Source organism: Actinospica robiniae DSM 44927, assembly GCF_000504285.1.
In the GTDB taxonomy this organism is placed as follows: Bacteria; Actinomycetota; Actinomycetes; order Streptomycetales; family Catenulisporaceae; genus Actinospica; species Actinospica robiniae.
In genome coordinates this window covers 2,826,189-2,847,326 of sequence record NZ_KI632511.1, presented here as the reverse complement: position 1 = coordinate 2,847,326, position 21,138 = coordinate 2,826,189, and the positions used below count along the sequence as shown (strand labels likewise).

The following is a 21,138-nucleotide window of genomic DNA, read 5'->3' as shown; positions in this document are numbered from 1 at the left end:
GGGGGCCCGTGTGTCCCTGTCTGGCAAAGGAGCCGCCATCGGGGTTCGTTGTGACTTTTGTGGCTACAGAAGACTGAAGTGTGCTTCCGAGTATTGAAGTTTCAGATTTCTGGTGAGTCGGGCCAGGTCTTCAAAGGAACGTCGGATGGGGTCAGGCGCCGCGGCCGTGCTCGAGGATGTCGAACGAGCGATTGATCAGGTCCCTGATCCGTTCCTTGGCCTCCACGTCCTCGACGCCCTGGGCGGTGAGCTCCTCCGCCACGCGCAGGGCGAGGGGGTGGATGCTGAGCACCTGGTGCGCGAGGATGCGCGGAGTCGGGTCGGCCGGGGCCGCGCCGAGGAGTTCGGCCAGGGCGGCGGCGATGGCGTCCTCGTGTGTTGCCCACATCTGCTGGCCGCGGCCCTGCAGGGCGGCGCTGCCGGCCATCACCCGGCGGAAGCGGGCGGTCCGGCCGTGCGGGTGGTCGTCGAAGCGGCCGAGCGATCTGCGGCGCAGCCCGGCCAGGACGCTCTCGTCCGGCGTGCGGTCGGCCACCGCTTCGAGCCAGCGCTGTTCGACCTCGTCGGCCCGGTCGAAGAAGAGGTCTTCTTTGGCGGGGAAGTAGTTGAACACGGTCTTGACCGACACGTCGGCCGCCGCGGCGACCTCGGCCACCGTGGTCTGGTCGAAGCCCTTGTCCGCGAACAGCTGCAGCGCGCAGTCCGCGATCCGGGCGCGCAGCTCGCGCTTCTTGCGTTACACGCGAGTATGGGCGCGGACCCGAGTCCGTCATCCTTCTGCTTCTGCCCGCAGGTGCTGCTCGAGCCGGTGCTGACCGGACTCGCCCGGGAACGCGGCGCCCAGGTGCACTTCGACGCCGAACTGACCGAGCTGCGCCAGGACGCGCACGGCGTGGCCGCGATCGTGAACGGACGCGCTCTCACGGCCGACTACGTCATCGCCGCCGACGGCGCCGCCAGCCCGATCCGCGAGACGCTCGGCATCACCAGCTGGACGCTGCCGCCCACCCACCACTAGATGACTGATCGGGTTTCATTGCGTGGGGGTGGCGAACCCGTCGATCTGCTGTGAACGATCACGAAGGGTGTCCAGGCTGGATAGCGAATAACCAATCTCACCTGGGAGTTCGCTATGCACATCGACCTGGACACCCTTCTGACTGCACTCTACGTGGCGCTGACCGACTGCATCATGCCTTCGCTGGAATCCGCCCCCGACCGCCCCGGTCGACCGCCGGAGGTTACCGACGCCGAGGTCGTGTGTATCGCCGTAGCCCAAGCCCATCTGCGCTTCAACGACGAGCGCCACTGGATCCGCTCGGCCCCGAAGCTGATCGGGCACCTGTTTCCCAGGCTCTTGTCTCAATCGCAGTACAACGTGAGACTGCGCGCCGTGGGCCCGCTGATGCAGCACACGGTGTTCTACCTCGCGACCGCGTGCCCCTCCAGTCAGGACGTGGTCCGTCTGATCGACGGGACCAAGGTGATCTGCGGAACCTCGCGCACGACGGTGCGCTGCTCGAACCTGTTCGGATACGCCGGCTACGGCTACGACAAGTCCCACAGTGTGTACTTCTGGGGCTGCAAACTCCTCCTCGAGGTCACCGCTGACGGCCTGGTCACCGGGTTCGTCCTGGTCAACCCGAAACTCATCGACGAGCGCCGGGCCGTGCTCCTGATGCAGGAACAGCCATACACGACGATGCCCCACGCCACCACGGCCGTGGGCGACAAGGGGTTTCGCAGCAAACCCTTCGAAGCGGAACTCCTCGATCAAGGCGTCGTCCTGGTGCGCCCGGCGATGCGCAACGAGACAGATCCGGGGGTGTTTCCCAAGTGGTTTCGCAACCGGGTCGAATCCGTCATCGACACCCTCAAGGGTCAACTCGGCATCGAGCATCCAGGAGCACATGAACCGTCCGGACTGTTCGCCCGCGTAGTCCAGCGCATCCTGGCCCTGAACGCCGCCGTCTGGCACAACTGGAGCACCGGCGCGCACGTCAAGCGCTCCCTGATCGCCTACGACCACTAACCAACGACCCGACCAGCCAAAACGCTCGCGCCACCCCCGCGCAATGAAACCCGATCAGTCATCTAGGTCAACGTCTTCGCCCGGGCGGATCTGTCCGAGCTGGTCGAGGGGCGCACGTTCAGCCAGTGCGAGGTCGCGAACGAGACCGTCCGCGGGGTGATCCTGTCCAAGAACAACACGGACGAGTGGTCGTTCCACTTCGAGTTCGACCCGCAGCGCGAGAGCCTGGAGGACTTTCCGCCGCAGCGCTGCGCCGAACTGGTCCGCGCGGCAGTAGGCGACCCTGATATCAAGGTCGAGATTCTGGCCGGCAGTACCTGGGACACCGGCGTGCACGTCGCGGACGCGTACCGCGTTGGCAGGGTTCTGCTCGCCGGTGACGCGGCGCACCGGCACGCGCCGTGGGGTGGATTCGGGGCCAACACCGGCATCGCCGACGCGCACAACCTCGCCTGGAAGCTGCCGGCGGTCTTGGCCGGCCACGCCGACCCCGCGCTCCTGGACACCTACCAGGCCGAGCGGCGTCCGCGCGCCGTGCTCGCGGCCGCACAGGCCAGGCTGCGCACGGATTTCCTGGCCAGGTACGGCGTCGTGACCACCGAGAACGAGAAGGACGTGGCTCGCCAACTCGACTCCGCCGTCATCATGACCCGCTACCGCTACATCTCCTCGGCCGTGGCCGACGACGTTGCCGCAGCTGATGGCGAGTGGGTCGAGCAGCTCAGCGGCCAGGTCGGCACCCGGCTGCCGCACGTGTGGCTCGAGGCCGGATCAGGGGCCGAATCAGGAGCCGATTCCAAGGCTGGCCAAGGCGAGCAGCTCTCGAGCCTCGACCTGTGCGGACCCGGATTCGCCCTACTCGTCGGCCCCGAGGCCGCCGACTGGTCGCAAGCCGTGCAAGCAGTGAGCCGCGAGACCGGCATCGATATTGCGTTGTGCCGCAAGGGCGAGTGGTTCGACGCCTGTGAGCTTCCCGCCGACGGCGCCGTCCTCGTGCGCCCGGACGCCCACGTCGCGGCCCGTTCGGACCGCGGCCTGAGCCCGGAAACCCTCCCCGGCATCGTGCGCGCGCTTCTCAGCCGCACTCCGGCAGGGTTCTGATTGCTACCGGCCGGAGACGTGCCCGGGCGGGGTCTTGCCGGGCTTCTTGGCCAGCCCCGGCGGCACCGGCTGGGTATGCGACGCCTTGTCACCGGCGTCCCCGGCGGCAGGCGGCGGCACCGCCGGTTTGCTGCTGTGACGCGGGGATGAGCTCGCAGTGCTCTTACTAGCGGAGCCGGCCGGCGTGGACGACGTCGTCGATCGCGGAGTGGGGTGTGTCACGGTGCTGCTGCTGACGGGCTGCGCGGCCGAGGACGAGGCGGCCAGCGGCACGCCGATCGCGCCGGCGAGGCAGAGGCTGCCTCCGGTCACGATCACCGCGGCGCGTGAACGGGCCGACCCTGAGCGCCAGCGGCTGGGGCGTCGCGCGGCGGGAACGGGCGCGGGTGCGGGCGGAGCGGCGCGGCGGGCCGGGTCGAGTGCGGCGGCGACGGCCGTGGCCGTCGGCCGGTCCGCCGGGTCCTTGGCGACGCAGGCCCGGTAGAGCGCGTCGATCCGCGCGTCTTGGCCGCGGTCGGGCAGCGCGGGCGGAGCGGCCTCGAGGTGCGCCACGGCGAGCGCGGGCAGCACCCGCTGGGCGAACGGTGCCTGGCCGGCCAGGCACCAGTAGAGCAGGCAGCCGAGCGCGTAGACGTCGGTGGCGGGCTCGGGCGTCTTGCCGAGCCACTGCTCCGGCGCCATGCACGCCGGCGTCCCGATCGCCGACGGCCCGGTCAGCTCGCTCTCCGCCTCGGTGCGGGCGATTCCGAAGTCCAGCAGCTTGACCCCGTTCGCGGTGAGCATGACGTTCGCCGGCTTGACGTCGCGGTGGATCACCCCGGCGCGGTGCGCGGCATCGAGGGCGTCGGCCACCTGCGCGCACAGCCGCAGCGTCTCGTCCAGCCCGAGCGCGCCGCGCCGGAGCCGGGCGGCCAGATCCTCGCCGGTCAGCAGTTCGGTGACGAGAGCGAGGGCGCCCTCGGCCGGGTCCGCGTCCTCGACCAGGTCGTACACCGCGGTGATGCCCGGGTGGTTCAGGTGCGCGAGCGCGTGCGCCTCGCGCCGCAGCCGCTGCTGCTCCGCGCCGCCGGCCTCGCCCGTCGCCCGCAGGATCTTGACCGCGACGTCGCGGTCGAGCCGGTCGTCGTGCGCGATCCACACATACGCGCTGGCCCCGGCGCCGAGACGGCGCACGAGCCGGTACCGGCCGCCGACGAACTGCCCGGGCCGTTGTGGCTCGACCGAGGGCACGGCGGTGTCGGCACCTTCGGTGTCTTCGGTGAGACTGCATGCGACTGTGGATGTTCCCAGATGGGTGAGGGGACCCATACGACTTGCCTCCGGCCTGGACCTCGGAGTCCGAGATCTTCCGGTAACCCCCGAATGGCGGATGAAACGCCGATGCGGCATCGCCGCCGGTGGGACGGGCCGAACGGGGTACCCGCCCGCCATGCCAACCGGATCGCTGCCGCTGTTCACCGTCGGCCACGGCACGCTGGAGCGCCCTCAGCTCGCCGAGCTGCTGCGCGACGCGTCGATCGGCCGGATCGTCGACGTGCGCACCGCGCCCGGCAGCCGCCGCAACCCGGACGTCGGCCGCGAGCGGCTGCTGCAGTGGCTGCCGGAGGAGGGCGTCGAGTACCGCTGGGAGGGGCGGCTCGGCGGCTTCCGCAAGACGGCCCCAGACTCGCCCGACACCTTCTGGCGCAACGATTCCTTCCGCGGCTACGCCGGCTACACCCGCGACCCAGAGTTCGTCGCCGCGATGGACGAGCTGCTGACCCAGGTGGGCGCCGACGCCGTCCGCACGGCCGTCATGTGCAGCGAGACGGTGTGGTGGCGCTGCCACCGCCGCATCATCGCGGACTTCGCCGTCCTGGCCCGCGGCGACGAAGTGCGACACCTGATGCACGACGGCAGGCTCGCGCCGCACACCCCGACCGCCGGGGCGCGGCTGCGCGACGACGGACTGCTGGTCTACGACCTCGATGGGAAGAACAACCCGTGACCGAGGTACCCGAACTCATCAGCCCTTGGAGTCGGAGCTGGAATCGGAACCCGACTCGGTCGTCGAACGCTGCGTCTTGGCGCCGGCGGTCGCCGGCATGACCCGGGCGGCCGCGGCCTGCGCCTTGCTCCGCCACGACCCGACGACCACGTGGTCCTTGCCCGCCATCAGGCCCTGGTAGGCCTCCCGGGCGACGTCGGCCGGGTCCTCCTTCGGGCCGGAGCCGGGTTTCGTGTCCTGCGTGCGGGCCCGCTTGAAGAACTTCGTGTCGGCCGGGCCGGGCATGAGCGAGGTCACCGTCACGCCGGTGTCGCGCAGCTCCTCGCGCAGCGACTGCGACAGCTGCCCGACGAACGCCTTCGACGCCTCGTACACGGCGTGGTACGGCCCGGGCGCGGCGGCCGCGATCGACGAGGTGAACAGCACCTTGCCCGCGTGCCGCTCGACCATGTCGGGCAGCATCCGCTTGGCCAGGTGGACCGAGCCGGCGCAGTTGAGCGCGACCAGGCGCAGCTCGGTGTCCAGATCGAGGTCGCGGGCGAAATCGCCGCCGCCGCCGCCGCCGGCGCCGACGCCCGCGTTCACCGCGAGCACCTCGATCGGCCGGCCGACCGAGCCGGTGGCGCTGACCAGCTGCTCCACCCCGTCGAAGGTGGACAGGTCGGCCCGCACCGGGCGGACCACCGCACCGCGGGCGGTGAGGCGCTCGGCCGTCTCCACGATGCCCTCGTCCTCGGCGGCGACGACCAGGTCGAAGCCCTGTTCGACGAGCTCGTCCGCCAGGGCGGAGCCGATGCCGCTCGACGCCCCGGTGACCACGGCCATCTGCCGCGTCGGCGCCATCCTCAGCGTTTCTTCCCCGGTAGTCATCGGTGCCGCTCTCCTCACGTCGGGCCGGGGGACCGCGGGCCGGGCAAAGCCCGCCGATCCGGCGGCTTGCGGACAGTCGCCTGTAGTGCCCGTTTCGGCCCCGGTCATGCGCGTGGGCGACAGGCCCGAACGGGTTGATCTCCACACCGCCGCGCATGTTTGCCCGGTGGGGGGGCATGGGTCGCGCCGCGTCGGAACGAGGTCCGCCGCTCCGGAGGCCGGCCCCAGAACCCGGCCGCCGACCGCGGCGGACCTCCCCGACTGCCGCAGTCCTCTGCTATCCGAACGAAGGCGTGCGTACGAGCGGGAGTGCCATGAACGAGCCTGGTCCGGTCAGGAAGATGGTCGAGAAGATGACGGAGGCGGCCTCCGGCGGCGATCGGCCGCACGCCGAGGCGCCGGGCGCGCCCGGCGCGGAGCCGGCGACGGTCTCCGAACCCACCGAGCCCCGGGCGCCGCTGCCGCCGAAGCCGGACCAGGCGCAGCCCGCGCCGCTCTCGGCCACCGGCCGCGGACCCGACGCGGGCGACGACGCCCGGGCGCAGAACGGCGAGTACCTCACCACCGCGCAGGGCGTCCGCCTCCCGGACAGCGACCACTCGCTCAAGGCGGGCCCGCGCGGGCCGATCCTGCTGCAGGACCACCACCTGCGCGAGAAGGTCATGCACTTCGACCACGAGCGCATCCCCGAGCGGGTCGTGCACGCGCGCGGAGCCGGCGCGCACGGGGTGTTCCGCAGCTACGGCACGGCCGCGAAGATCACCAAGGCGGCCTTCCTCACCGGCGAGGTCGAGACGCCGGTGTTCGTGCGCTTCTCCACCGTGCTCGGCTCGCGCGGCTCGGCCGACACCGTCCGCGACACCCGCGGCTTCGCCACGAAGTTCTACACCGATGAAGGCGTCTTCGACCTCGTCGGCAACAACATGCCGGTCTTCTTCATCCAGGACGCGATCAAGTTCCCGGACGTCATCCACGCCGGCAAGCCGCACCCGGACCGGGAGATCCCGCAGGCGCAGAGCGCCCACGACACCTTCTGGGACTTCGTCTCGCTGCACACCGAAGCCACCCACCACACCCTGTGGAACATGTCCGACCGCGGCATCCCGCGCTCGTTCCGGATGATGGAGGGCTTCGGCGTCCACACGTTCCGCCTGGTCAACGCGGCGGGGGAGAGCACCCTGGTCAAGTGGCACTGGAAGCCGAAGCTCGGCGTGCACTCGCTGGTGTGGGAGGAGGCGCAGCTGATCGGCGGCGCCGACCCGGACTTCCACCGCCGCGACCTCTACGACGCCATCGAGGCCGGCGCCTACCCGCAGTGGGAGCTCGGCGTGCAGACCTTCCCGGACACCCCCGAGCAGACCTTCGAGGGCATCGACCTGCTCGACCCCACCAAGATCGTCCCGGAAGAGCTCGCCCCGGTGCGGCCGCTCGGCCTGATGACCCTCAACGGCAACCCGACGAACTTCTTCGCCGAGGTCGAGCAGGTCGCCTTCCACGTCGGCCACCTCGTGCCCGGCATCGACGTCACCGACGACGCGCTGCTGGCCGGCCGGCTCTTCTCCTACCTCGACACCCAGATCACCCGGCTGGGCGGCCCGAACTTCGCCCAGATCCCGATCAACCGCACCCACGCGCCGGTCAACGACATGCTGCGCGACGGCTTCCACCAGGACGCGGTGCACACCGGCGTGGCGCCGTACAAGCCCAACTCGCTCGACGGCGGCTGCCCGTTCTTCGCCGGCGCCCCCGCGCCCGCCCCGGACGCGCACCCCAGCCGCGACGCCAAAGCGGGCGCCCCCACCGGCGCGCAGCACGCCGTGGACCCGCGAATCACCCTGCTGCTCACTGAGGCCTGGCGGCACTCGAAAGCCATCGGCGCCTGGGGAGACGGCGAACTCGCCCTACGGGCCACCGGCATTCCCGGCGACGCGCCGGGCATCGTCGTCGGCGCCGACGGCACGACCGTGCTGAGTCAGATCAGCGAGCTGATGGGCACGCACCGGGTCTGGGACCGCTTCCCCTCGCTCACCGGGGCCGCTTCATGAGCGACGACGAGATGGGCGACGACGTCTACCAGCCCGAGAACGAGGAACAGGCCGACGCGGCGCCCCTCGACCTCGAGGACGCGGTCGGCGAGCGCGACTACGACGAGACCCTCGACGAGGGTTACTCGCCGCCGGAGAAACCGCTGGGAGCCGAGAAGATCGGCATCACCGCGGCGGAGCAGCGCGAGGGCGAGACGCTCGATGAGCGGTTGGCCCAAGAGGAGCCCGACGTGGGCGAGGACCAGCAGCGGGACGGGGTCGGCGACCTGCCCGGCGGCACCGGCGAACCGATCGACCCGGAGGCGGGGGGCGCTCGGTCCGGCCGGCTGGTCGCGCCGGACGAAGGCACCCACTCCGACACCGACAATGAGCTGACGGCGTCCGACGTCGGCATCGACGCCGGTGCCGCGAGCGCCGAGGAAGCGGCGGTGCACGTGGAGGAGGACCCCGACATCGATCGGGAGTAAGAGATCTGCGTCAAAGCGAGACGGCTCGCAGTAGTCTGAAGACTACTGCGAGCCGTCTCGCTTCTTCGCGATGAGCATCCGCCTCGGCAGGGTCCATGACCGCAGGGTGTCGAGGAGCGACGACACTGGCGCCCCGTCCTCAGCGTCAGCCGCACGAAGACTTGGGGGTCGTGCCGGCCGGGGTCAGCGAGATCTCGACGGCGTTCTCGGCCATGTTGCCGGGCAGACTGCCCACGGAAGGATCAGCGGAAGCGTCCGCGCCGAGGTTGGCCATCGCGATGATCAGGCCCGTATATCCGTGGCCGGTGAAGGTGAACTCCGCCATGCCCTTCGCGGCCCCGGTGGTGGGGTCGGAACTCAGTGTGTTGACCGTGATCTGGTAGCCCGCCTGAGGAAGAGCCGCAGTGTAGAAGGTCGACGCCTGAGTGGGGGTCACCGAGCCCAGCTCGATGAGGACCTCCTTGCCGCAGGGCATGTTCGCCACCACCTGCGCACCGCTCGGAATCGGGAAGGAACCGATCGGCCCGTCTACGTGGACCGTACCGGCCGCAGCGGCGGAAGCCGACGTCGCATGAGTGGGGGACGCGGTCGGCGAGGATCCGGCGCGGCTCACGGCAGCGGAGACGGGCGTCTTCGGGTCCGCCGAGGTCACCCCGGCGGAGCACGCGCCCAGCGACGCGATTGCCGCGCAGGTCGTCGTTACGGTCATGGCCATGCGGCGGTACGTGTTCATCGAATGCCTCCAGGTAAGTCCGGTCGTTGCCAAATTCACCCTAGGCACGCGCTTTGCCGCGGAAATCGCGGCGCTGTCGCGGGACTGCGACAGCGGGCGCGATTCCGGTACGGCCCTGCACCGGAAGCCGGATGCTGACCACCGTGCCCTGCCCGTCCCGGCTGCGGATCGCGACCTGCCCGCCGTGCCGGGTGATCACGACACGGACCAGGGCGAGCCCGATCCCGGTACCGGGCACACTGCGGGCCGCGCGGCCCCGGGCGAGCTCGTGCCAGACCTCGCCGATCTCGTCCTCGGGGATCCCCGCCCCGGTGTCGGCGACCTCCAGCAGCACCCAGTTGCCGTCCTCGCTGGCGCGTATCTCCACCGTGTCGCCGGGTGCGGAGAACTTGACCGCGTTGGCGACGAGGTTCTGCAGCGCGATGAACAACAGGTCCCGGTCGCCTTCGACGAGCGGAAGCGGCCACGGCGCCTGCGGCACGTTCACCCGGACGACCCGCTCGCTCGCCAGCGGGATCGCCTCGGCGGCTTCGGTCACCTCGTGCAGCAGAGCGGGCAGGTCCACCGCCGCGGCCTCGATCGCCCTGGTCTCCAGGTCCGCCAGCTTGCGCAGATCGCCGACGAGCCGGGCGATCCTGTTCGCCTGCGCCGAGACGCTGGCCAGGGCGGCGCTCGCGGAGGTCTCGGCCGCCACCACCGGCCCGACCTGCTCGATGTTCGCCAGCCCGGCGCGGATGGCGGTCAGCGGGTTCTTCAGCTCGTGGTCGAGCCGCATCAGGAAACGCAGCCGGTCCTCGGCCGCCTTGGCCACCGCCTCGCCCACCGCCGCCTCGGTCGCCGCGGCGGACCGCTGCCGGATCACGGTGAGGAAGGCCGGAACCACGGTGCCGAGCAGGCCGGCCACGCCCACCAGCAGCGCGGGCGAGACCAGCGCGTACAGCCTGGTCTCGGGTTCGGTCAGCTCGATGACGAGGCCGAGGGCGATTCCGCCCAGCAAGGGAGCGAGCAGCCGCAGCCGTAGCAGGCTCCCGGGTACCAGCCGCGTCATCGCACCTCGTCCACTCGCGCGACGAACCGATACCCCTGGCCGGGCACGGTCGCTATCCACTCCGGGCGGGTGGGCTCGTCGCCGAGCGCCCGCCGCAGTTCCGCGATCCGGTTGTCCACGGCGCGCGTTCCGACCGGGAAGTCGAACCCCCACAGCACCTCGAGTAACCGATCTCGGCTCATCAGCTCGTCCGGGTGGGTGAGCAGGTAGTCGAGCAGCAGCATCGCCTTCGGCGTCAGCAGGAGTTCGGTGTCCTTGAGCCAGGCCCGGCGCGAGATCCGGTCCATCCGCAGGCTGCCGGCCCGCAGCGCGGGCGACGCGGACAGCGGCCTGCGCCCCGGCCGGGCGCGGCGCAGCACCGCGCGCAACCTCGCCAGCAGCTCGTACGGGTCGAACGGCTTGTTGAGGTAGTCGTCCGCCCCCTCCTCCAGGGCGATCGCGCGTTCGGTCGATTCACCCACCTGCGTCAGGAGGATCACCGGCAGCCAGTGGCCGTCGGCGCGCAGCCGGCGCAGCACCTCCCGGCCGTCGGCACGGGGCATGAGCACGTCGAGTATGCATCCGTCCGGGTCGAGCCGTTCCACCAGTTCCAGTGCGGCCTCGCCGTCCGAGGCGACGTGCACGGCAAGCCCGGCCCTTTCGAGGAAGGGGGCCAGGTTGGACGTGATCGCGTCATCGTCGTCGGCGAGAATCACCACAGGACGTGAATCTTGTCTTCCCATGCCCGGCATTATCGTCCGTACGGGCGGACGGCATGACGTCGCAATAGTGGTACTCGGCGAATCAGTGGCAGTTGATCAATATTCTTACGATTTCATCCAGGCTGTGCGCTTGCGCCGGTTCGCCCGTAGCCAGTCGTGGCGCGCGTGCTCGGCGGATCGGTCGCGGTGTGCGGCCAGCCGTTCGTGCAGCAGGCCGTACGTGTACGCGTTCTCGCCCTCGGCATGGGCCCGCAGTGCCACGGTCCGCAGCACGTCGGACGCGATCGCCGCGTCCTGATGACGGCCGAGGCTCGACTGAAGCTTCTTGAGTGCCTTCGCCGACTTGCGCGGCTTCTTGCCGAGGGCGAGCGACGCGGCCTCCGCGGCGTATCGCGCGCGTTTCGCGGCCTTGCGCGCGGAATGCAGGGCACTGTCACGCTCGCCGGGAAGCGACTGCGTCGCCGCGCGCATTCTGCGCCCGACGCGGCGCTGGGAGCGGCGCACCATCCGCGGGAGCGCACGCTTCGCAGGACGCTGAGCTTCCTCCGCGTCGGCCTCGATCGACGGCGGGGCAGCGACGAAGTCCTCCAGATCGTTGAGCAGGTCCAGATACCGCGGCGAGTTCAGCACTTCGCCGACACGCCTTTCCGCGTCGGCGACGAGCGGCGCGAAGTGGCCGGCGATGCGGGCCCGCACCGGACCGAGGACGGACTCGACCGGGATCTCATCGAGCTGGCGGAGAAACAGATCCCGCAGCACCTCCTGGTCGCGGGCCGCGCCGAGCTCTTGGCCGAGCCAACGCAGCTCATTGATCAGCTGCTGGGTGCGCAGGCCGCCGAACAGCGTGCCGAACTCCTGCAACGCGGCCCGGCTGCGGCGGGCGGCCACCCGCATGCGGTGGATCGCGTCGGCTTCGGAGCGTCGCACGAGCAGGTCCATCCGCAGGAGTTGTTCGCACTGCTCGCGCAGGTAGGCGCGCACGACGTCGGCGGCACCCGCCTTCTGCAGCCGCAACTCCGGCTCCTGCGGCAACGCGTCCGCCAGTGCGGCGGCGAGCTTCATCCGATGCGCAGACGGCGTCAGCCCCCTGCTACGCAGCGTGCGGTCGGCCGCCTTCAGCAGCCGCGCGCCCTGGCCGGCGTCCACGTCGGCGGCGAGCTCGACCTCGACCTCGGTCCACCGCTTGAGCGCCGCCTCGCTGCCCATGGCCGCGGCCGTGACGGTGTCGTGCGCGATCTCGGCCAGCGGGCTACCGTCGGCGTCGACGAGAGCGCACAGGCTGCGCCGCGTGGTGATCGTGGCCACCGGGTGCAGCGGCCGGCCCCGCAATCGCGCGGTGAGCAGCTCGACGAACTCGGCCGGCGGCTCGGACCCCTGCGGAAGCCCCAGCTCGGTCCGCGTGCTCGCGGCACCCTCCGGAACCTTCAGGTGCCAGCCGGCGTCCTTGCCGCCAGTCCGTCGGCGCAGCGTGATGCCGGCCCGGGCGAGGTCGTACGCGGCGGTGTCGTAGTACGTCGCGTCCAACTTCACGGTCGCTGCCGCCGACTGCGAGGCCACATGCGGCAGCTCGCCCAGGTCCAGCAGCTCGGGCAGCGGTGTGCCGGCCGGTGCGTCGTACTTGAGCTCGGTCTCATGAATCGCGGTAGCCATGCGCATTCGGCTACCCGAATTGTGGCGAATGATGAGCCGTTGTAGGCCGTCCTTCACAGGGCGAGGGCTCACCGATATCAGTGGCGCCCCGCGCGCCGACCTTGGCATGCTGACCTCCATGGACACGCTCGCGACCCCGCCGGCACGCCCCGCGTACGAGAGCACCGCCCGCCGGATCGGCTGGGACGGGCTGCCGGCCGGAGTGCGCGCCGTGATCTCCGCCCGGGTCGGCGGGCAGGCACGCGCGGAGGCGAGCGCGGGCTGCGGGTTCACCTCCGGCTTCGCCGCCCGGGTGCGCGGGCGCGGCGGCTGCTGGTTCGTGAAGGCCGCGGGCGCGCGCGAGGCGCCGTTCGCCGCCGAGAGCTATGTGATCGAGGCGCGCATCAACTCGCTGCTCCCGGCCGGGGTGCCCGCGCCCCGGCTGCGCTGGACCGAGCGGACCGACGCAGCCGCGGACGGACACGATGCCACCGCCCTGCTGGCCCGGCATCCCGCCGCGGCGGGGGCCGACCCGGAGCAGGTCGACAGCGTGCTCGCGGGCATAGCCGGCTTCTTCGTCGGGCGCTGCATCCAGCCGGAAGACGCGCTGTCGCCCTCCCTGCGCATGCACCAGCGCTACAGCGCGCACACCATGCTCAGCTGGCTGGCCGAGCGGCGCGCCGACCTGAAGGCCGCGTGACGCGGCAAGATCCGGCTGGAGATAATCCCTGAATGGCCACCACCTTGCACGTCGACGACGGGGCCGGCCGCGCGCCGGCCCTTCGGCTCGCACCGACCGTCTCAGCCCGCCGCGCCTTCGGCGAGATCCCGCCGCCGGCGCTGGTGCTGCTCGGCATCATCAGCGTCCAGGTGGGCGCCGCGCTGGCCACGCACCTGTTCGGCACGGTGGGCAGCCTCGGCACGGTTTCGCTGCGGATCTTCTTCGCGGCGGCGGTATTGATGCTCGCCTGGCGGCCGTCGCCGCGGCTGACCCGCCGCACCTGGGCGGTGATTGCCGGCTACGGGGTGACCCTCGGCGCGATGAACCTGTGCTTCTACCTCGCGCTGGCCCGCATCCCGCTCGGCGTCGCGGTGACGATCGAGTTCCTCGGCCCGCTGGCGGTGGCGCTGCTCGGGTCCCGGCGCTGGCTCGACGGCCTCTGGGCGCTGCTCGCGGCCGGCGGCGTGGTGCTGCTGATGGACGCGGGAGGAGGCGGCCTCGACCTCGTCGGCATACTGCTCGCCCTTGCCGCCGGGACGTGCTGGGGCGTGTACATCCTGGCCGGCGCGGCACTGGGCCGGCACACCACGGCCGGCAACGGCCTGGCTCTGGGCATGGCCGTCGCGGCGTTGATGGTGGTGCCGTTCGGCATCGCGCAAGGGGGAACGGCGCTGCTGCGCCCCTGGGTGCTCGCGGCCGGCCTCGGCGTCGCGCTGATGTCGTCGGTGATCCCGTACTCGCTCGAGCTCGAGGCGCTCCGCAAGATCCCGCCGCGGGTCTTCGGCATCCTGATGAGCCTCGAACCCGCGGTGGCCGCCCTCGTCGGCCTCGTCGTGCTCGGCGAGTCGCTGCACTGGCCGCAGTGGCTCGCGGTGCTGTGCGTGGCCGCCGCGTCGGTCGGAGCGAGCCTGAAGGCTAAGGCGGAGAGGTAGGCCCGGCCTGGTGGCGTCGCAGCAGCTGCTCGAGGGCGGACATCTCGCGGGCGAGCGCCTTGCGCCCGGACTCGGTGATCTTGACCCAGGTCTTCGGGCGGCCGCCGCGGGTGTCCTTCTTGCGCAGGGCGATCAGGCCGGCCTTGGACAGCACGGCGAGGTGGCGGTTGAGGTTGCCGGCGGTCAGGCCGAGGACGTCCTGGAGGAAGGAGAACTCGGCCTCGTCCGCCTCGGCCACGACGGTCAGGATGCCGAGCCGGTTGCGCTGGTGGACGACGTCGTCGAGGTCTGCGGTGGGGTGGGCGGCCGGCGGGTTCTCGAGCGTCATCGGGCGGCACTCTTCCGCTTCGGCAGGTGCGGCGGGCCGGCGGCGACGGCCGCGCCGATGAGCAGCACGGCGGCCGGGAACAGGACCGCGGCCATCGGCGCGAGTGTATACGGCATCTGATCGTCGCGCACTCCGCACCAGGAGAGCACCCGGAAGACCGTGTTCTCCGGGTCGCCCAGCATGCTGTAGACGGCGGTCGCGCAGAAGGCGAGAGCCGTGACGGCGAGGAACAGGCTGCGTTCCGTCGCGGCCAGGACGCACAGGCCCAGGCCGATCACGAGCAGCGCGAGCGTGCCGCGGTAGCTCGCGTTCCACCCCAGCTCCGAGATGAACCAGTTCCGGCCGAAGAGCGGCAGGCCGATCACGAGCGCGCTGACCGCCGCCCAGGTCAGGATGCTCGGCGCCACGCGGCTCCGCACGCCGGTCTGCCGGGCGTGGCGGCGGTACCACAGCACCATCGCCGCCGCGCCGACCGCGATGGCGGCGAGCCAGAACACGGCGAGCGTGACCGGAGCGGAGTCGCGGTAGCCGTCCACCATGCCGCCGAAGCTCTGGACCCAGGCCGGATCCGGCCCCGACACCCCGGCGCTCAGGCCCGGATGCGGCTCATGCTGGACGTAGAGCGGAGCGGCCGCGGCGATCAGGACCCCGAAGACCAGCAGCGGGAAGCCGTACGCGCGGCGGAGGCGGCGGGTGCGCCGCCGGATCGAGCGCAGCTCGGCGACCAGGTCGCCGGCCGCGGCGGCCGCGCCTCGATCGGGCTCGGGAATCTCTGCCGGCACGGTGGTCACGTCGCCCCCTGGCTCGTCGCGTCAAAGTTTGCATCGCAAAGTTTGCACTGCAAAGTGTGCGCTGCCGGGCCCGTGGACGCAACCCCCGCCGCGTCCCGCCGGGGCGCGCGTCAACTAGACGTAACCTTCGCGTTGCATCTGTCACCGGAACGAAACATCTCGCGCCGCGCCCGGTAACCGGGCGCGGAGATCGTATGGGCGCATCGCATCGCGCTTGCTGACCTTGACGAGAGCTGCGCCGACCGGAGGAACCGTAATCGTGCCGACTGTGGACACCGGCAACACCGCGTGGGTGCTCGCGAGCTCCGCGATGGTCCTGCTCATGACGCCCGGACTGGCGTTCTTCTACGGCGGCATGGTCCGCGCGAAGAGCGTGCTGAACATGCTGATGATGAACTTCATCTGCATCGCCGTGGTCAGCGTCGCGTGGGTTCTCTACGGATGGTCCGTGGGGTTCGGTAACGCGAACGACGCACACGGCAACGGTTTCTGGGGCACCTTCGCGCAGTGGGGCATGCACGGCGTGGACACCGGGATCAAGCCCGGCAGCCACCTCGCGCTCTACGGCTCGAGCGGCGTGCCGATCTTCGCGGTGGCCTGCTTCCAGCTGATGTTCGCCATCATCACCCCGGCCCTGATCTCCGGCGCGATCGCCGACCGGACCAAGTTCGTCGGCTGGGCCGTGTACGTGGCCGGCTGGGTGACGCTCGTCTACTTCCCGATCGCGCACTGGGTCTTCTCGCCGAACGGCTTCATCAACGCGAAGCTGCACGTCATGGACTTCGCCGGCGGCACGGCCGTGGAGATCAACTCCGGCGCCGGAGCGCTGGCCTGCGCGCTGGTGGTGGGCAAGCGGATCGGCTTCCGCAAGGACCCGATGCGCCCGCACAACGTGCCGCTGGTGATGCTCGGCGCCGGACTGCTGTGGTTCGGCTGGTTCGGCTTCAACGCCGGCTCCGCGCTCACCTCGGCCGGCCAGGCCTCGGTGGTGTTCCTCAACACCCAGATCGCCGCGTGCACGGCGGTGTTCGGCTGGCTGGCCGCGGAGAAGGCCCAGCACGGGACGTTCACCACGGTCGGCGCCGCCTCCGGCGCGGTGGCCGGCCTGGTCGCGATCACCGCCGCCTGCGGCTCGGTCTCCCCGACCGGCGCGCTCTTCGTCGGGCTCATCGCCGGATTCGTGTGCTGTTACGCGGTGAACCTCAAGCACCGCTTCGACTTCGACGACTCGCTCGACGTGGTCGGGGTGCACCTGATCGGCGGCATCGTCGGCACGCTCTGCATCGGCCTGTTCGCCGCGCCCGCCGAGGTCGCCGGGTTCTCCAACGGGGCCAGGGTCGGGCTGTTCTACGGCGGCGGCTTCGACCAGCTCGGGGCCCAGGCCGAGGGCGGCGGGATCATCCTGGTGTACTCGTTCGTGCTCTCCTTCGCGCTGGCCAAGCTGGTGCACGCCACCGTCGGCCTGCGGGTGAGCGCGGAGGCCGAGATCACCGGCGTGGACCAGACCGAGCACGCCGAGACCGCCTACGACTGGGGCGGCCTGGCCGGGACCCTGCACCGCGCGGCGGTCAGCTTCGGCGGGGCCGCGTCGGCCAGGCCCGCGCCGGCGCCGTTCTCGGCGAGCTACGAGGACTTCGAGCCCTGAGCCGCCTCCGCCCGCGCCCGTCGCAGGATGCTGCGGGCGCTGGCGGCGGCGTCGAGGTCGGCGTAACAGCCCTGCAGGTGCCGGTGCCCGCCGGCGGTGAAGCCGGTGCGCGCGTGCAGGGTGCGGGTGTTGTCGAAGACCACGCAGTCACCCGGCTCGAGCCGGAAGTTCAGCTGGGCCCCGGGCCGGTAGAGCAGCTCCGCGAACGCCCGGTAGGCCTGGTAGAACTCTGCGACCCGCTCGACCGGCAGCCGGCCGGTCAACGGCCGCATCGAGCGGTTGTTGAAGCGGATCCCCTTGATCCGGCCGAGCACGTCGACGTCGATCATCGGGTTCGTCGCGGCCAGATCGGCCGATTCGTCGGCGTACCGGAAGGTGACGGGCGTACGAGCCAGCAGGTCGAACGCGTCAGGGTTCTGCTCGCGCAGCGCGGCCGCGGCTTCGAAGCCGTCGACCAGCCCGGACTCCCCGCCGCCGGCCGCGTTCGCCAGGCAGTGCAGGAGCTGAATGGTCGGCACCGGGTCGCGGTACGGGTTGTCGGTGTGCGGCGTGATCGGCAGCGAGCTGAAGGCGAGATTCGCAGGATTCTGCTCCACGCGCACGTCGAAGAGCGAGCCGTAGTTGGTCTCCCGCACGTACCCGAACGTCTCGGCGACCTCCAGGACGGCGCGTTCGCGGACCGCGACGTCGTGGAGCAGAAAGAAGCCGTACGTCAGCAGGGCATCGAGGCAGCCGAGGCGGGTGGACTCGTCACGAGCGAACTGCGCGAACGAAGCGCCCGGAAGCGAATCCGCGGAGGCGAAGGTCGCTCTGTTCCAGAGCACCTTCGCATCCTCGGCCCGGTCGTCGTACGGCAAGTTGGCGCCGAGCCGGTGCGCACGAAGCCAGGACTCTGCGAAGCGCGAGGTGTGGCCGCCGGGCGCGAAGCGGACGGATACTTCGCCGGACCCGTATGCGGCCTCGACGATCGTCAACTCGGCGGGGGAGGGGAGGTCGGTGATGCCGAAAAGCTTCTGGCCGCTGCCGGGTAGCGCGCAGTCGGCACACGGGCAGTTGTCCCGAAGCCAGATGGCGGGGTAGCGGGCATCGTCGAGGACGAGTTCGGCGCCGCCGGCTTCGATCCGGGCGGTAGGTTGCGGGTTCACGGAGCGCTTCCTGTCGGGGGCGGGGTCGGGGTCGGGGGAACGGCCCGGTCGCGCGTCAACGGCGCCAGGGCGAGGGAATTGCGAACGGTGAAGGCGACGCCGTCGCCGATGTAGCGGTCCTCCGACCACTCCAGCGGCCGGCCCTGCGGGTCGGTCGTGCGCCGGCGTTCGCGCAGGATCGCGCGCCCCAGCTCGATCTCGAGCAGGCGCGCGTCCTCGGCGCTCGCGTTGACGGCGTCGATGGTGTGCTCCGCGTGGGCGAAGACGATCCCGTGCTCCTCCAGCCGCTCCGAGATCGACTCCCGCTCCAGGTCGAGGAAGGACAGCCGCAGCCCGGCCCGCTCCGCGTACGCCGTCCGCTCGATCATCATCGGCACGCCGCTCAGCAGCCTGACCCGGACCAGGTAGACCAGCGGATCCCCGGCGGCCAGGCCGAGTTCGCGGGCCTGCGTCTCGGTGGCGGCCCGCCGCTCGAGCAGCTCCACCCGCCCGCCCGGCACCTCCCCGATGGACTGCGCCCAGCGCGAGAAGGAGCGCAGCCGGCTGAAGCTCTGCACCCGCGGCTGCGCCAGCACCGTCCGCCGCGCCCCCTGCTGCGTGGCGATCACCCCGTCCTCCGCCAAGATCCCCAGCGCCCGCCGCACCGTGCTCCGCGCCAGCCCGTGCACCCGGGCGAGCTCGTGCTCCGAGGGCAGCTGCGACCCGGGCGGATACGTGCCGTCGCCGATCGCGCGCCGAAGCCCGGCCGCGAGGTCCTGGTAGAGCGCCGCGTTCTCGGCCGCCATGAAGCCTCCTCACACTTGTAGGTACAAGCTAGATCCTGTTCCTACAAGTTGGCAACTGCCGTGGCCCCCGCGACCACCGGGGTCCATGGGACTGGAAGCGACCCCCGCGAACGGAAGATGAAGTGAGTGCCCTTATTCGCAGAAGGGGTCGGAAATGGCGTCGTGCGCCCAGATATACCGGGCGTTGAGCGTGTCGAGCCGGTCCTAGGAGTGGGGTTCGATACACCCATTGTTCAAAGAATCAGAGCTCTTCATCATGGGTAGGAGGTCGGCAGAATTCAGTCGCAGCCACGGCCACCGCCCGCTTGGGAAGGACCGGCCGGCAGGGGGCGGGAGCCGCATTGAAGACCAATCCGAGACAACGCCTGCTCGATCTGTGGACTGCCTACGCGCGGTACTGCTACGGCGAGGAGCAGTGGCGCTGGGGCGGGCGAGACCAGTCCAGTAGCATCAACGACGCCGAGCAGCTGCTGATCCTGCTCTACCCGTCCACGGAGATCGAATCGCTGGCCCTGGACCGGCCGGACTCGATCCGGGACGACGTTCTCGAGACGCTCAAACCGCTGGGCGACGAGCGCGACATCCCGCGACTGCTGGTCCGGCAGATCACCGAATACCTCGACCGGTACACCGACGACGCCGGCAACCCGATCTTCAGCTCGAAGAGCTACCTCTCCGCGCTCTCGGCCGACGAGACGATCTCACCGGAGCAGACCGAATACGAGGTCGTCGACGCCTACTCGATGGCCCTGACCTTCTGCCTGGCCGCCAAGGGCTTCGCCCGCAGCTTCCAGCGCCAGCTCACCCGCAAGGATCTGGTGGACGAGATCGACGTCGTCTGCAGCCGGCTCGACCGCCGGCTCGACGCCTCGATGGTCGGCCTGCTCCGGTCCTTCTCCATCAGCGTCATGCCGACCGGCTCCCCGGCCGAGCAGGCGCTGGTGCGCACCATCAGCCAAGGGCGCAACACCGGGCGCACCGCCAACAACGCCCTGCTCACCCGGCTGGCTCCGATCCGGGCCAAGCTGCGCGACCTGACCTTCGGCCTGCGTTCGGTGGAGGACGAGCTGGACGCGGGCAAGTTCTTCGAGTGCGGCTGGGCCTGGGGGGTGACCAACAACGCGCCCGAGGTCGACATCGGCTCGGCGGCCGAGGTGAAGCAGAGCGACGGCCTGGCCGAACCGCGCCCGTCGCTCTACTTCACCGTCCAGGCGCTCGACGGTCTGATCGACCTCTTCTCCGAGCGCACGAACCGGCTCGGCCTGCTGACCGGGCAGCAGCAGGTGATGCGCGAGGCCCTGCAGCTTCGCTGGGGCCTGACGCTCGAGTACTGGTCCGCGATCGCGCTGTTCGGCGACAACAAGCTGCCGGTCGAGGACATCCCCTGGGCCACCACCGACGACCAGGTCTCCGAGTACTATTCGCTGCTGGCCGCGGCCCTGGTCGTGCAGCGAGTCGGCAACTCGCGCGAGCCGACCCAGGAGCAGCTGCTCGTGCGGCTGGCCGCGATCTCCGAGGAACTGGCCCAGCGCGGCCGGATCAGCCGCCGCGCCCTGAACGCGCAGGACGGAGCCGTCGCCCTGCACCACCCGGGCCTGCGCATTCCGATGCCCGGCTCGGAGAAGGGCGGCCCGGCGCTGGCCTGGAACGTCGTCGACTTCGCCCCGCAGCTGGGCAAGACCGCCCTGCGCGCCGCGCGCAACTCGCTGGACTGGCGTACCCGCTCCCGGCTGCTGCGCGTGTCCGACGACATCGGCGAGCACATGCAGACCCGCCGGCTCGCCAACGGCCTGTGGGACAACGTGGCCGGCGCGTTCGCCTTCGAGACGAACGACTCGGACCTGCCGGTCTGGGGCATCACCGAGCGGGTCATGGAGATGCTCGTCTCCGCCTCCCTGTTCGCCGAGTCCCCGGTGGCCCCGGACAACAGCCTGGTCGAGACCGCCCAGGCGGAGGTCGCGGAGGCCGATCACCTGCTCTCCCAGGAGCAGCTGACCGCTCCCTCCGACCCGCGCTCGCCCACCCAGGAGCGGCTGCGCGAGGCCGGGCTGCGCCTGCAGCGCGCCGAGTTCCTGGTCGCGAGTCGTCCCGCCAGCGCCCGCTCGATCGTGGAGCAGGTGCTGCGGGATCTCGACGAACTGGCCGCGGCCCGCCAGGACGCGGATCGGAGGCTGTGAC

General features: G+C 71.0%; 21 protein-coding genes and 1 pseudogene. 11 read left to right on the top strand and 11 right to left on the bottom strand.

All coding sequences use genetic code 11. From position 1 onward, the window contains the following. Positions 1-151: 151 nt before the first annotated feature. Entirely contained in the window at positions 152-694 is a 543-nt protein-coding gene (locus ACTRO_RS12275) for a TetR family transcriptional regulator (protein WP_281177966.1), read from the bottom strand. On the opposite strand from ACTRO_RS12275, the gene ACTRO_RS12270 reads away from it, so the two are divergent. From ACTRO_RS12270 to ACTRO_RS50915, 4 genes and pseudogenes are all read left to right on the top strand, one after another. Continuing rightward, positions 662-1,018, top strand: a complete 357-nt coding sequence (locus ACTRO_RS12270) for an FAD-dependent monooxygenase (protein ID WP_281177965.1) — start codon at positions 662-664, stop codon at positions 1,016-1,018. The two genes, ACTRO_RS12275 and ACTRO_RS12270, sit on opposite strands and share 33 nt — an antisense overlap. Positions 1,019-1,132: 114 nt before the next feature. Further along, a complete protein-coding gene (locus tag ACTRO_RS12265; protein ID WP_034263273.1) occupies positions 1,133-2,032 on the top strand; it encodes an IS982 family transposase in 900 nt (299 codons plus the stop codon). Between the two features lie 81 nt (positions 2,033-2,113). Then, positions 2,114-2,560: pseudogene (locus ACTRO_RS50920) on the top strand (FAD-dependent monooxygenase); the annotation flags it as partial. A gap of 117 nt (positions 2,561-2,677) precedes the next feature. Next, on the top strand, positions 2,678-3,133 hold the full coding sequence (locus tag ACTRO_RS50915; protein ID WP_342673761.1) for an aromatic-ring hydroxylase C-terminal domain-containing protein: 456 nt from the start codon (positions 2,678-2,680) through the stop codon (positions 3,131-3,133). Positions 3,134-3,136: 3 nt separating this feature from the next. On the opposite strand, the gene ACTRO_RS12255 is transcribed toward ACTRO_RS50915, so the two are convergent. Further along, a complete protein-coding gene (locus tag ACTRO_RS12255; protein WP_034274489.1) occupies positions 3,137-4,363 on the bottom strand; it encodes a serine/threonine-protein kinase in 1,227 nt (408 codons plus the stop codon). Between the two features lie 199 nt (positions 4,364-4,562). On the opposite strand from ACTRO_RS12255, the gene ACTRO_RS12250 reads away from it, so the two are divergent. Further along, positions 4,563-5,120, top strand: a complete 558-nt coding sequence (locus ACTRO_RS12250; protein WP_084316199.1) for a DUF488 domain-containing protein — start codon at positions 4,563-4,565, stop codon at positions 5,118-5,120. An 18-nt stretch (positions 5,121-5,138) separates the two neighbouring features. Here the strand turns inward: ACTRO_RS12250 and ACTRO_RS12245 are convergent, their stop codons facing one another. Continuing rightward, complete coding sequence (locus tag ACTRO_RS12245) at positions 5,139-5,990, bottom strand: SDR family NAD(P)-dependent oxidoreductase (protein WP_051450712.1); 852 nt, start codon at positions 5,988-5,990, stop codon at positions 5,139-5,141. A 314-nt stretch (positions 5,991-6,304) separates the two neighbouring features. Between ACTRO_RS12245 and ACTRO_RS12240 the strand changes: the two genes are divergently transcribed. Both ACTRO_RS12240 and ACTRO_RS12235 read left to right on the top strand, forming a co-directional pair. Continuing rightward, the gene (locus tag ACTRO_RS12240) at positions 6,305-8,035 is read left to right on the top strand and encodes a catalase (RefSeq protein WP_034263266.1); all 1,731 of its coding nucleotides are present in this window, start codon (positions 6,305-6,307) and stop codon (positions 8,033-8,035) included. Further along, complete coding sequence (locus ACTRO_RS12235; protein WP_034263264.1) at positions 8,032-8,502, top strand: DUF5709 domain-containing protein; 471 nt, start codon at positions 8,032-8,034, stop codon at positions 8,500-8,502. The genes ACTRO_RS12240 and ACTRO_RS12235 overlap by 4 nt, the downstream gene beginning before the upstream one ends. A gap of 145 nt (positions 8,503-8,647) precedes the next feature. Here the strand turns inward: ACTRO_RS12235 and ACTRO_RS43200 are convergent, their stop codons facing one another. The 4 genes from ACTRO_RS43200 to ACTRO_RS12215 form a co-directional block, all read right to left on the bottom strand. After that, positions 8,648-9,235, bottom strand: a complete 588-nt coding sequence (locus ACTRO_RS43200; protein WP_157436092.1) for a hypothetical protein — start codon at positions 9,233-9,235, stop codon at positions 8,648-8,650. A 40-nt stretch (positions 9,236-9,275) separates the two neighbouring features. After that, positions 9,276-10,283 carry a sensor histidine kinase gene (locus ACTRO_RS12225; protein ID WP_051450710.1) on the bottom strand — a complete coding sequence of 336 codons (1,008 nt, stop codon included), beginning with the start codon at positions 10,281-10,283 and terminating at the stop codon, positions 9,276-9,278. Beyond that, positions 10,280-11,005, bottom strand: coding sequence for a response regulator transcription factor (locus tag ACTRO_RS12220; protein WP_034263263.1), 726 nt, complete (start codon positions 11,003-11,005; stop codon positions 10,280-10,282). Before ACTRO_RS12220 ends, ACTRO_RS12225 begins: the two co-directional genes overlap by 4 nt. Before the next feature lie 84 nt (positions 11,006-11,089). Beyond that, positions 11,090-12,634 carry a CYTH and CHAD domain-containing protein gene (locus ACTRO_RS12215; protein WP_034263262.1) on the bottom strand — a complete coding sequence of 515 codons (1,545 nt, stop codon included), beginning with the start codon at positions 12,632-12,634 and terminating at the stop codon, positions 11,090-11,092. 118 nt (positions 12,635-12,752) lie between these two features. Between ACTRO_RS12215 and ACTRO_RS43195 the strand changes: the two genes are divergently transcribed. Both ACTRO_RS43195 and ACTRO_RS12205 read left to right on the top strand, forming a co-directional pair. After that, positions 12,753-13,313, top strand: coding sequence for a hypothetical protein (locus ACTRO_RS43195; protein ID WP_084316197.1), 561 nt, complete (start codon positions 12,753-12,755; stop codon positions 13,311-13,313). Between the two features lie 32 nt (positions 13,314-13,345). Beyond that, on the top strand, positions 13,346-14,266 hold the full coding sequence (locus ACTRO_RS12205; protein ID WP_034263261.1) for an EamA family transporter: 921 nt from the start codon (positions 13,346-13,348) through the stop codon (positions 14,264-14,266). On the opposite strand, the gene ACTRO_RS12200 is transcribed toward ACTRO_RS12205, so the two are convergent. Then, positions 14,250-14,594 (bottom strand): transcriptional regulator, encoded by a 345-nt coding sequence (locus ACTRO_RS12200; RefSeq protein WP_034263260.1) that lies wholly within the window; start codon positions 14,592-14,594, stop codon positions 14,250-14,252. The genes ACTRO_RS12205 and ACTRO_RS12200 overlap by 17 nt on opposite strands. Then, the gene (locus ACTRO_RS12195) at positions 14,591-15,385 is read right to left on the bottom strand and encodes a hypothetical protein (RefSeq protein WP_034263259.1); all 795 of its coding nucleotides are present in this window, start codon (positions 15,383-15,385) and stop codon (positions 14,591-14,593) included. The genes ACTRO_RS12200 and ACTRO_RS12195 overlap by 4 nt, the downstream gene beginning before the upstream one ends. 268 nt (positions 15,386-15,653) lie before the next feature. Here ACTRO_RS12195 and ACTRO_RS12190 point away from each other — a divergent pair, with 268 nt between their 5' ends. After that, positions 15,654-17,030 carry an ammonium transporter gene (locus tag ACTRO_RS12190; RefSeq protein WP_084316196.1) on the top strand — a complete coding sequence of 459 codons (1,377 nt, stop codon included), beginning with the start codon at positions 15,654-15,656 and terminating at the stop codon, positions 17,028-17,030. On the opposite strand, the gene tmpA is transcribed toward ACTRO_RS12190, so the two are convergent. Together tmpA and ACTRO_RS12180 are read right to left on the bottom strand one after the other, a co-directional pair. After that, entirely contained in the window at positions 17,009-18,175 is a 1,167-nt protein-coding gene (gene tmpA, locus ACTRO_RS12185) for a 2-trimethylaminoethylphosphonate dioxygenase (protein WP_051450706.1), read from the bottom strand. The genes ACTRO_RS12190 and tmpA overlap by 22 nt on opposite strands. Beyond that, positions 18,172-18,960 (bottom strand): GntR family transcriptional regulator, encoded by a 789-nt coding sequence (locus tag ACTRO_RS12180; RefSeq protein ID WP_051450705.1) that lies wholly within the window; start codon positions 18,958-18,960, stop codon positions 18,172-18,174. The genes tmpA and ACTRO_RS12180 overlap by 4 nt, the downstream gene beginning before the upstream one ends. Positions 18,961-19,301: 341 nt before the next feature. Between ACTRO_RS12180 and ACTRO_RS12175 the strand changes: the two genes are divergently transcribed. Next, the gene (locus tag ACTRO_RS12175) at positions 19,302-21,137 is read left to right on the top strand and encodes an SCO2524 family protein (protein WP_034263257.1); all 1,836 of its coding nucleotides are present in this window, start codon (positions 19,302-19,304) and stop codon (positions 21,135-21,137) included. Position 21,138: the final 1 nt, after the last annotated feature.

What these genes read in the sequence shown, in the direction of transcription:
- ACTRO_RS12265 (WP_034263273.1), top strand. Translation starts at nt 1,133, where the DNA reads ATGCACATCGACCTGGACACCCTTCTGACTGCACTCTACGTGGCGCTG.
- ACTRO_RS50915 (WP_342673761.1), top strand. Translation starts at nt 2,678, where the DNA reads ATGACCCGCTACCGCTACATCTCCTCGGCCGTGGCCGACGACGTTGCC.
- ACTRO_RS12250 (WP_084316199.1), top strand. Translation starts at nt 4,563, where the DNA reads ATGCCAACCGGATCGCTGCCGCTGTTCACCGTCGGCCACGGCACGCTG.
- ACTRO_RS12245 (WP_051450712.1), bottom strand. Translation starts at nt 5,990, where the DNA reads ATGACTACCGGGGAAGAAACGCTGAGGATGGCGCCGACGCGGCAGATG.
- ACTRO_RS12240 (WP_034263266.1), top strand. Translation starts at nt 6,305, where the DNA reads ATGAACGAGCCTGGTCCGGTCAGGAAGATGGTCGAGAAGATGACGGAG.
- ACTRO_RS12235 (WP_034263264.1), top strand. Translation starts at nt 8,032, where the DNA reads ATGAGCGACGACGAGATGGGCGACGACGTCTACCAGCCCGAGAACGAG.
- ACTRO_RS43200 (WP_157436092.1), bottom strand. Translation starts at nt 9,235, where the DNA reads ATGAACACGTACCGCCGCATGGCCATGACCGTAACGACGACCTGCGCG.
- ACTRO_RS12225 (WP_051450710.1), bottom strand. Translation starts at nt 10,283, where the DNA reads ATGACGCGGCTGGTACCCGGGAGCCTGCTACGGCTGCGGCTGCTCGCT.
- ACTRO_RS12220 (WP_034263263.1), bottom strand. Translation starts at nt 11,005, where the DNA reads ATGGGAAGACAAGATTCACGTCCTGTGGTGATTCTCGCCGACGACGAT.
- ACTRO_RS12215 (WP_034263262.1), bottom strand. Translation starts at nt 12,634, where the DNA reads ATGGCTACCGCGATTCATGAGACCGAGCTCAAGTACGACGCACCGGCC.
- ACTRO_RS43195 (WP_084316197.1), top strand. Translation starts at nt 12,753, where the DNA reads ATGGACACGCTCGCGACCCCGCCGGCACGCCCCGCGTACGAGAGCACC.
- ACTRO_RS12205 (WP_034263261.1), top strand. Translation starts at nt 13,346, where the DNA reads ATGGCCACCACCTTGCACGTCGACGACGGGGCCGGCCGCGCGCCGGCC.
- ACTRO_RS12200 (WP_034263260.1), bottom strand. Translation starts at nt 14,594, where the DNA reads ATGACGCTCGAGAACCCGCCGGCCGCCCACCCCACCGCAGACCTCGAC.
- ACTRO_RS12180 (WP_051450705.1), bottom strand. Translation starts at nt 18,960, where the DNA reads ATGGCGGCCGAGAACGCGGCGCTCTACCAGGACCTCGCGGCCGGGCTT.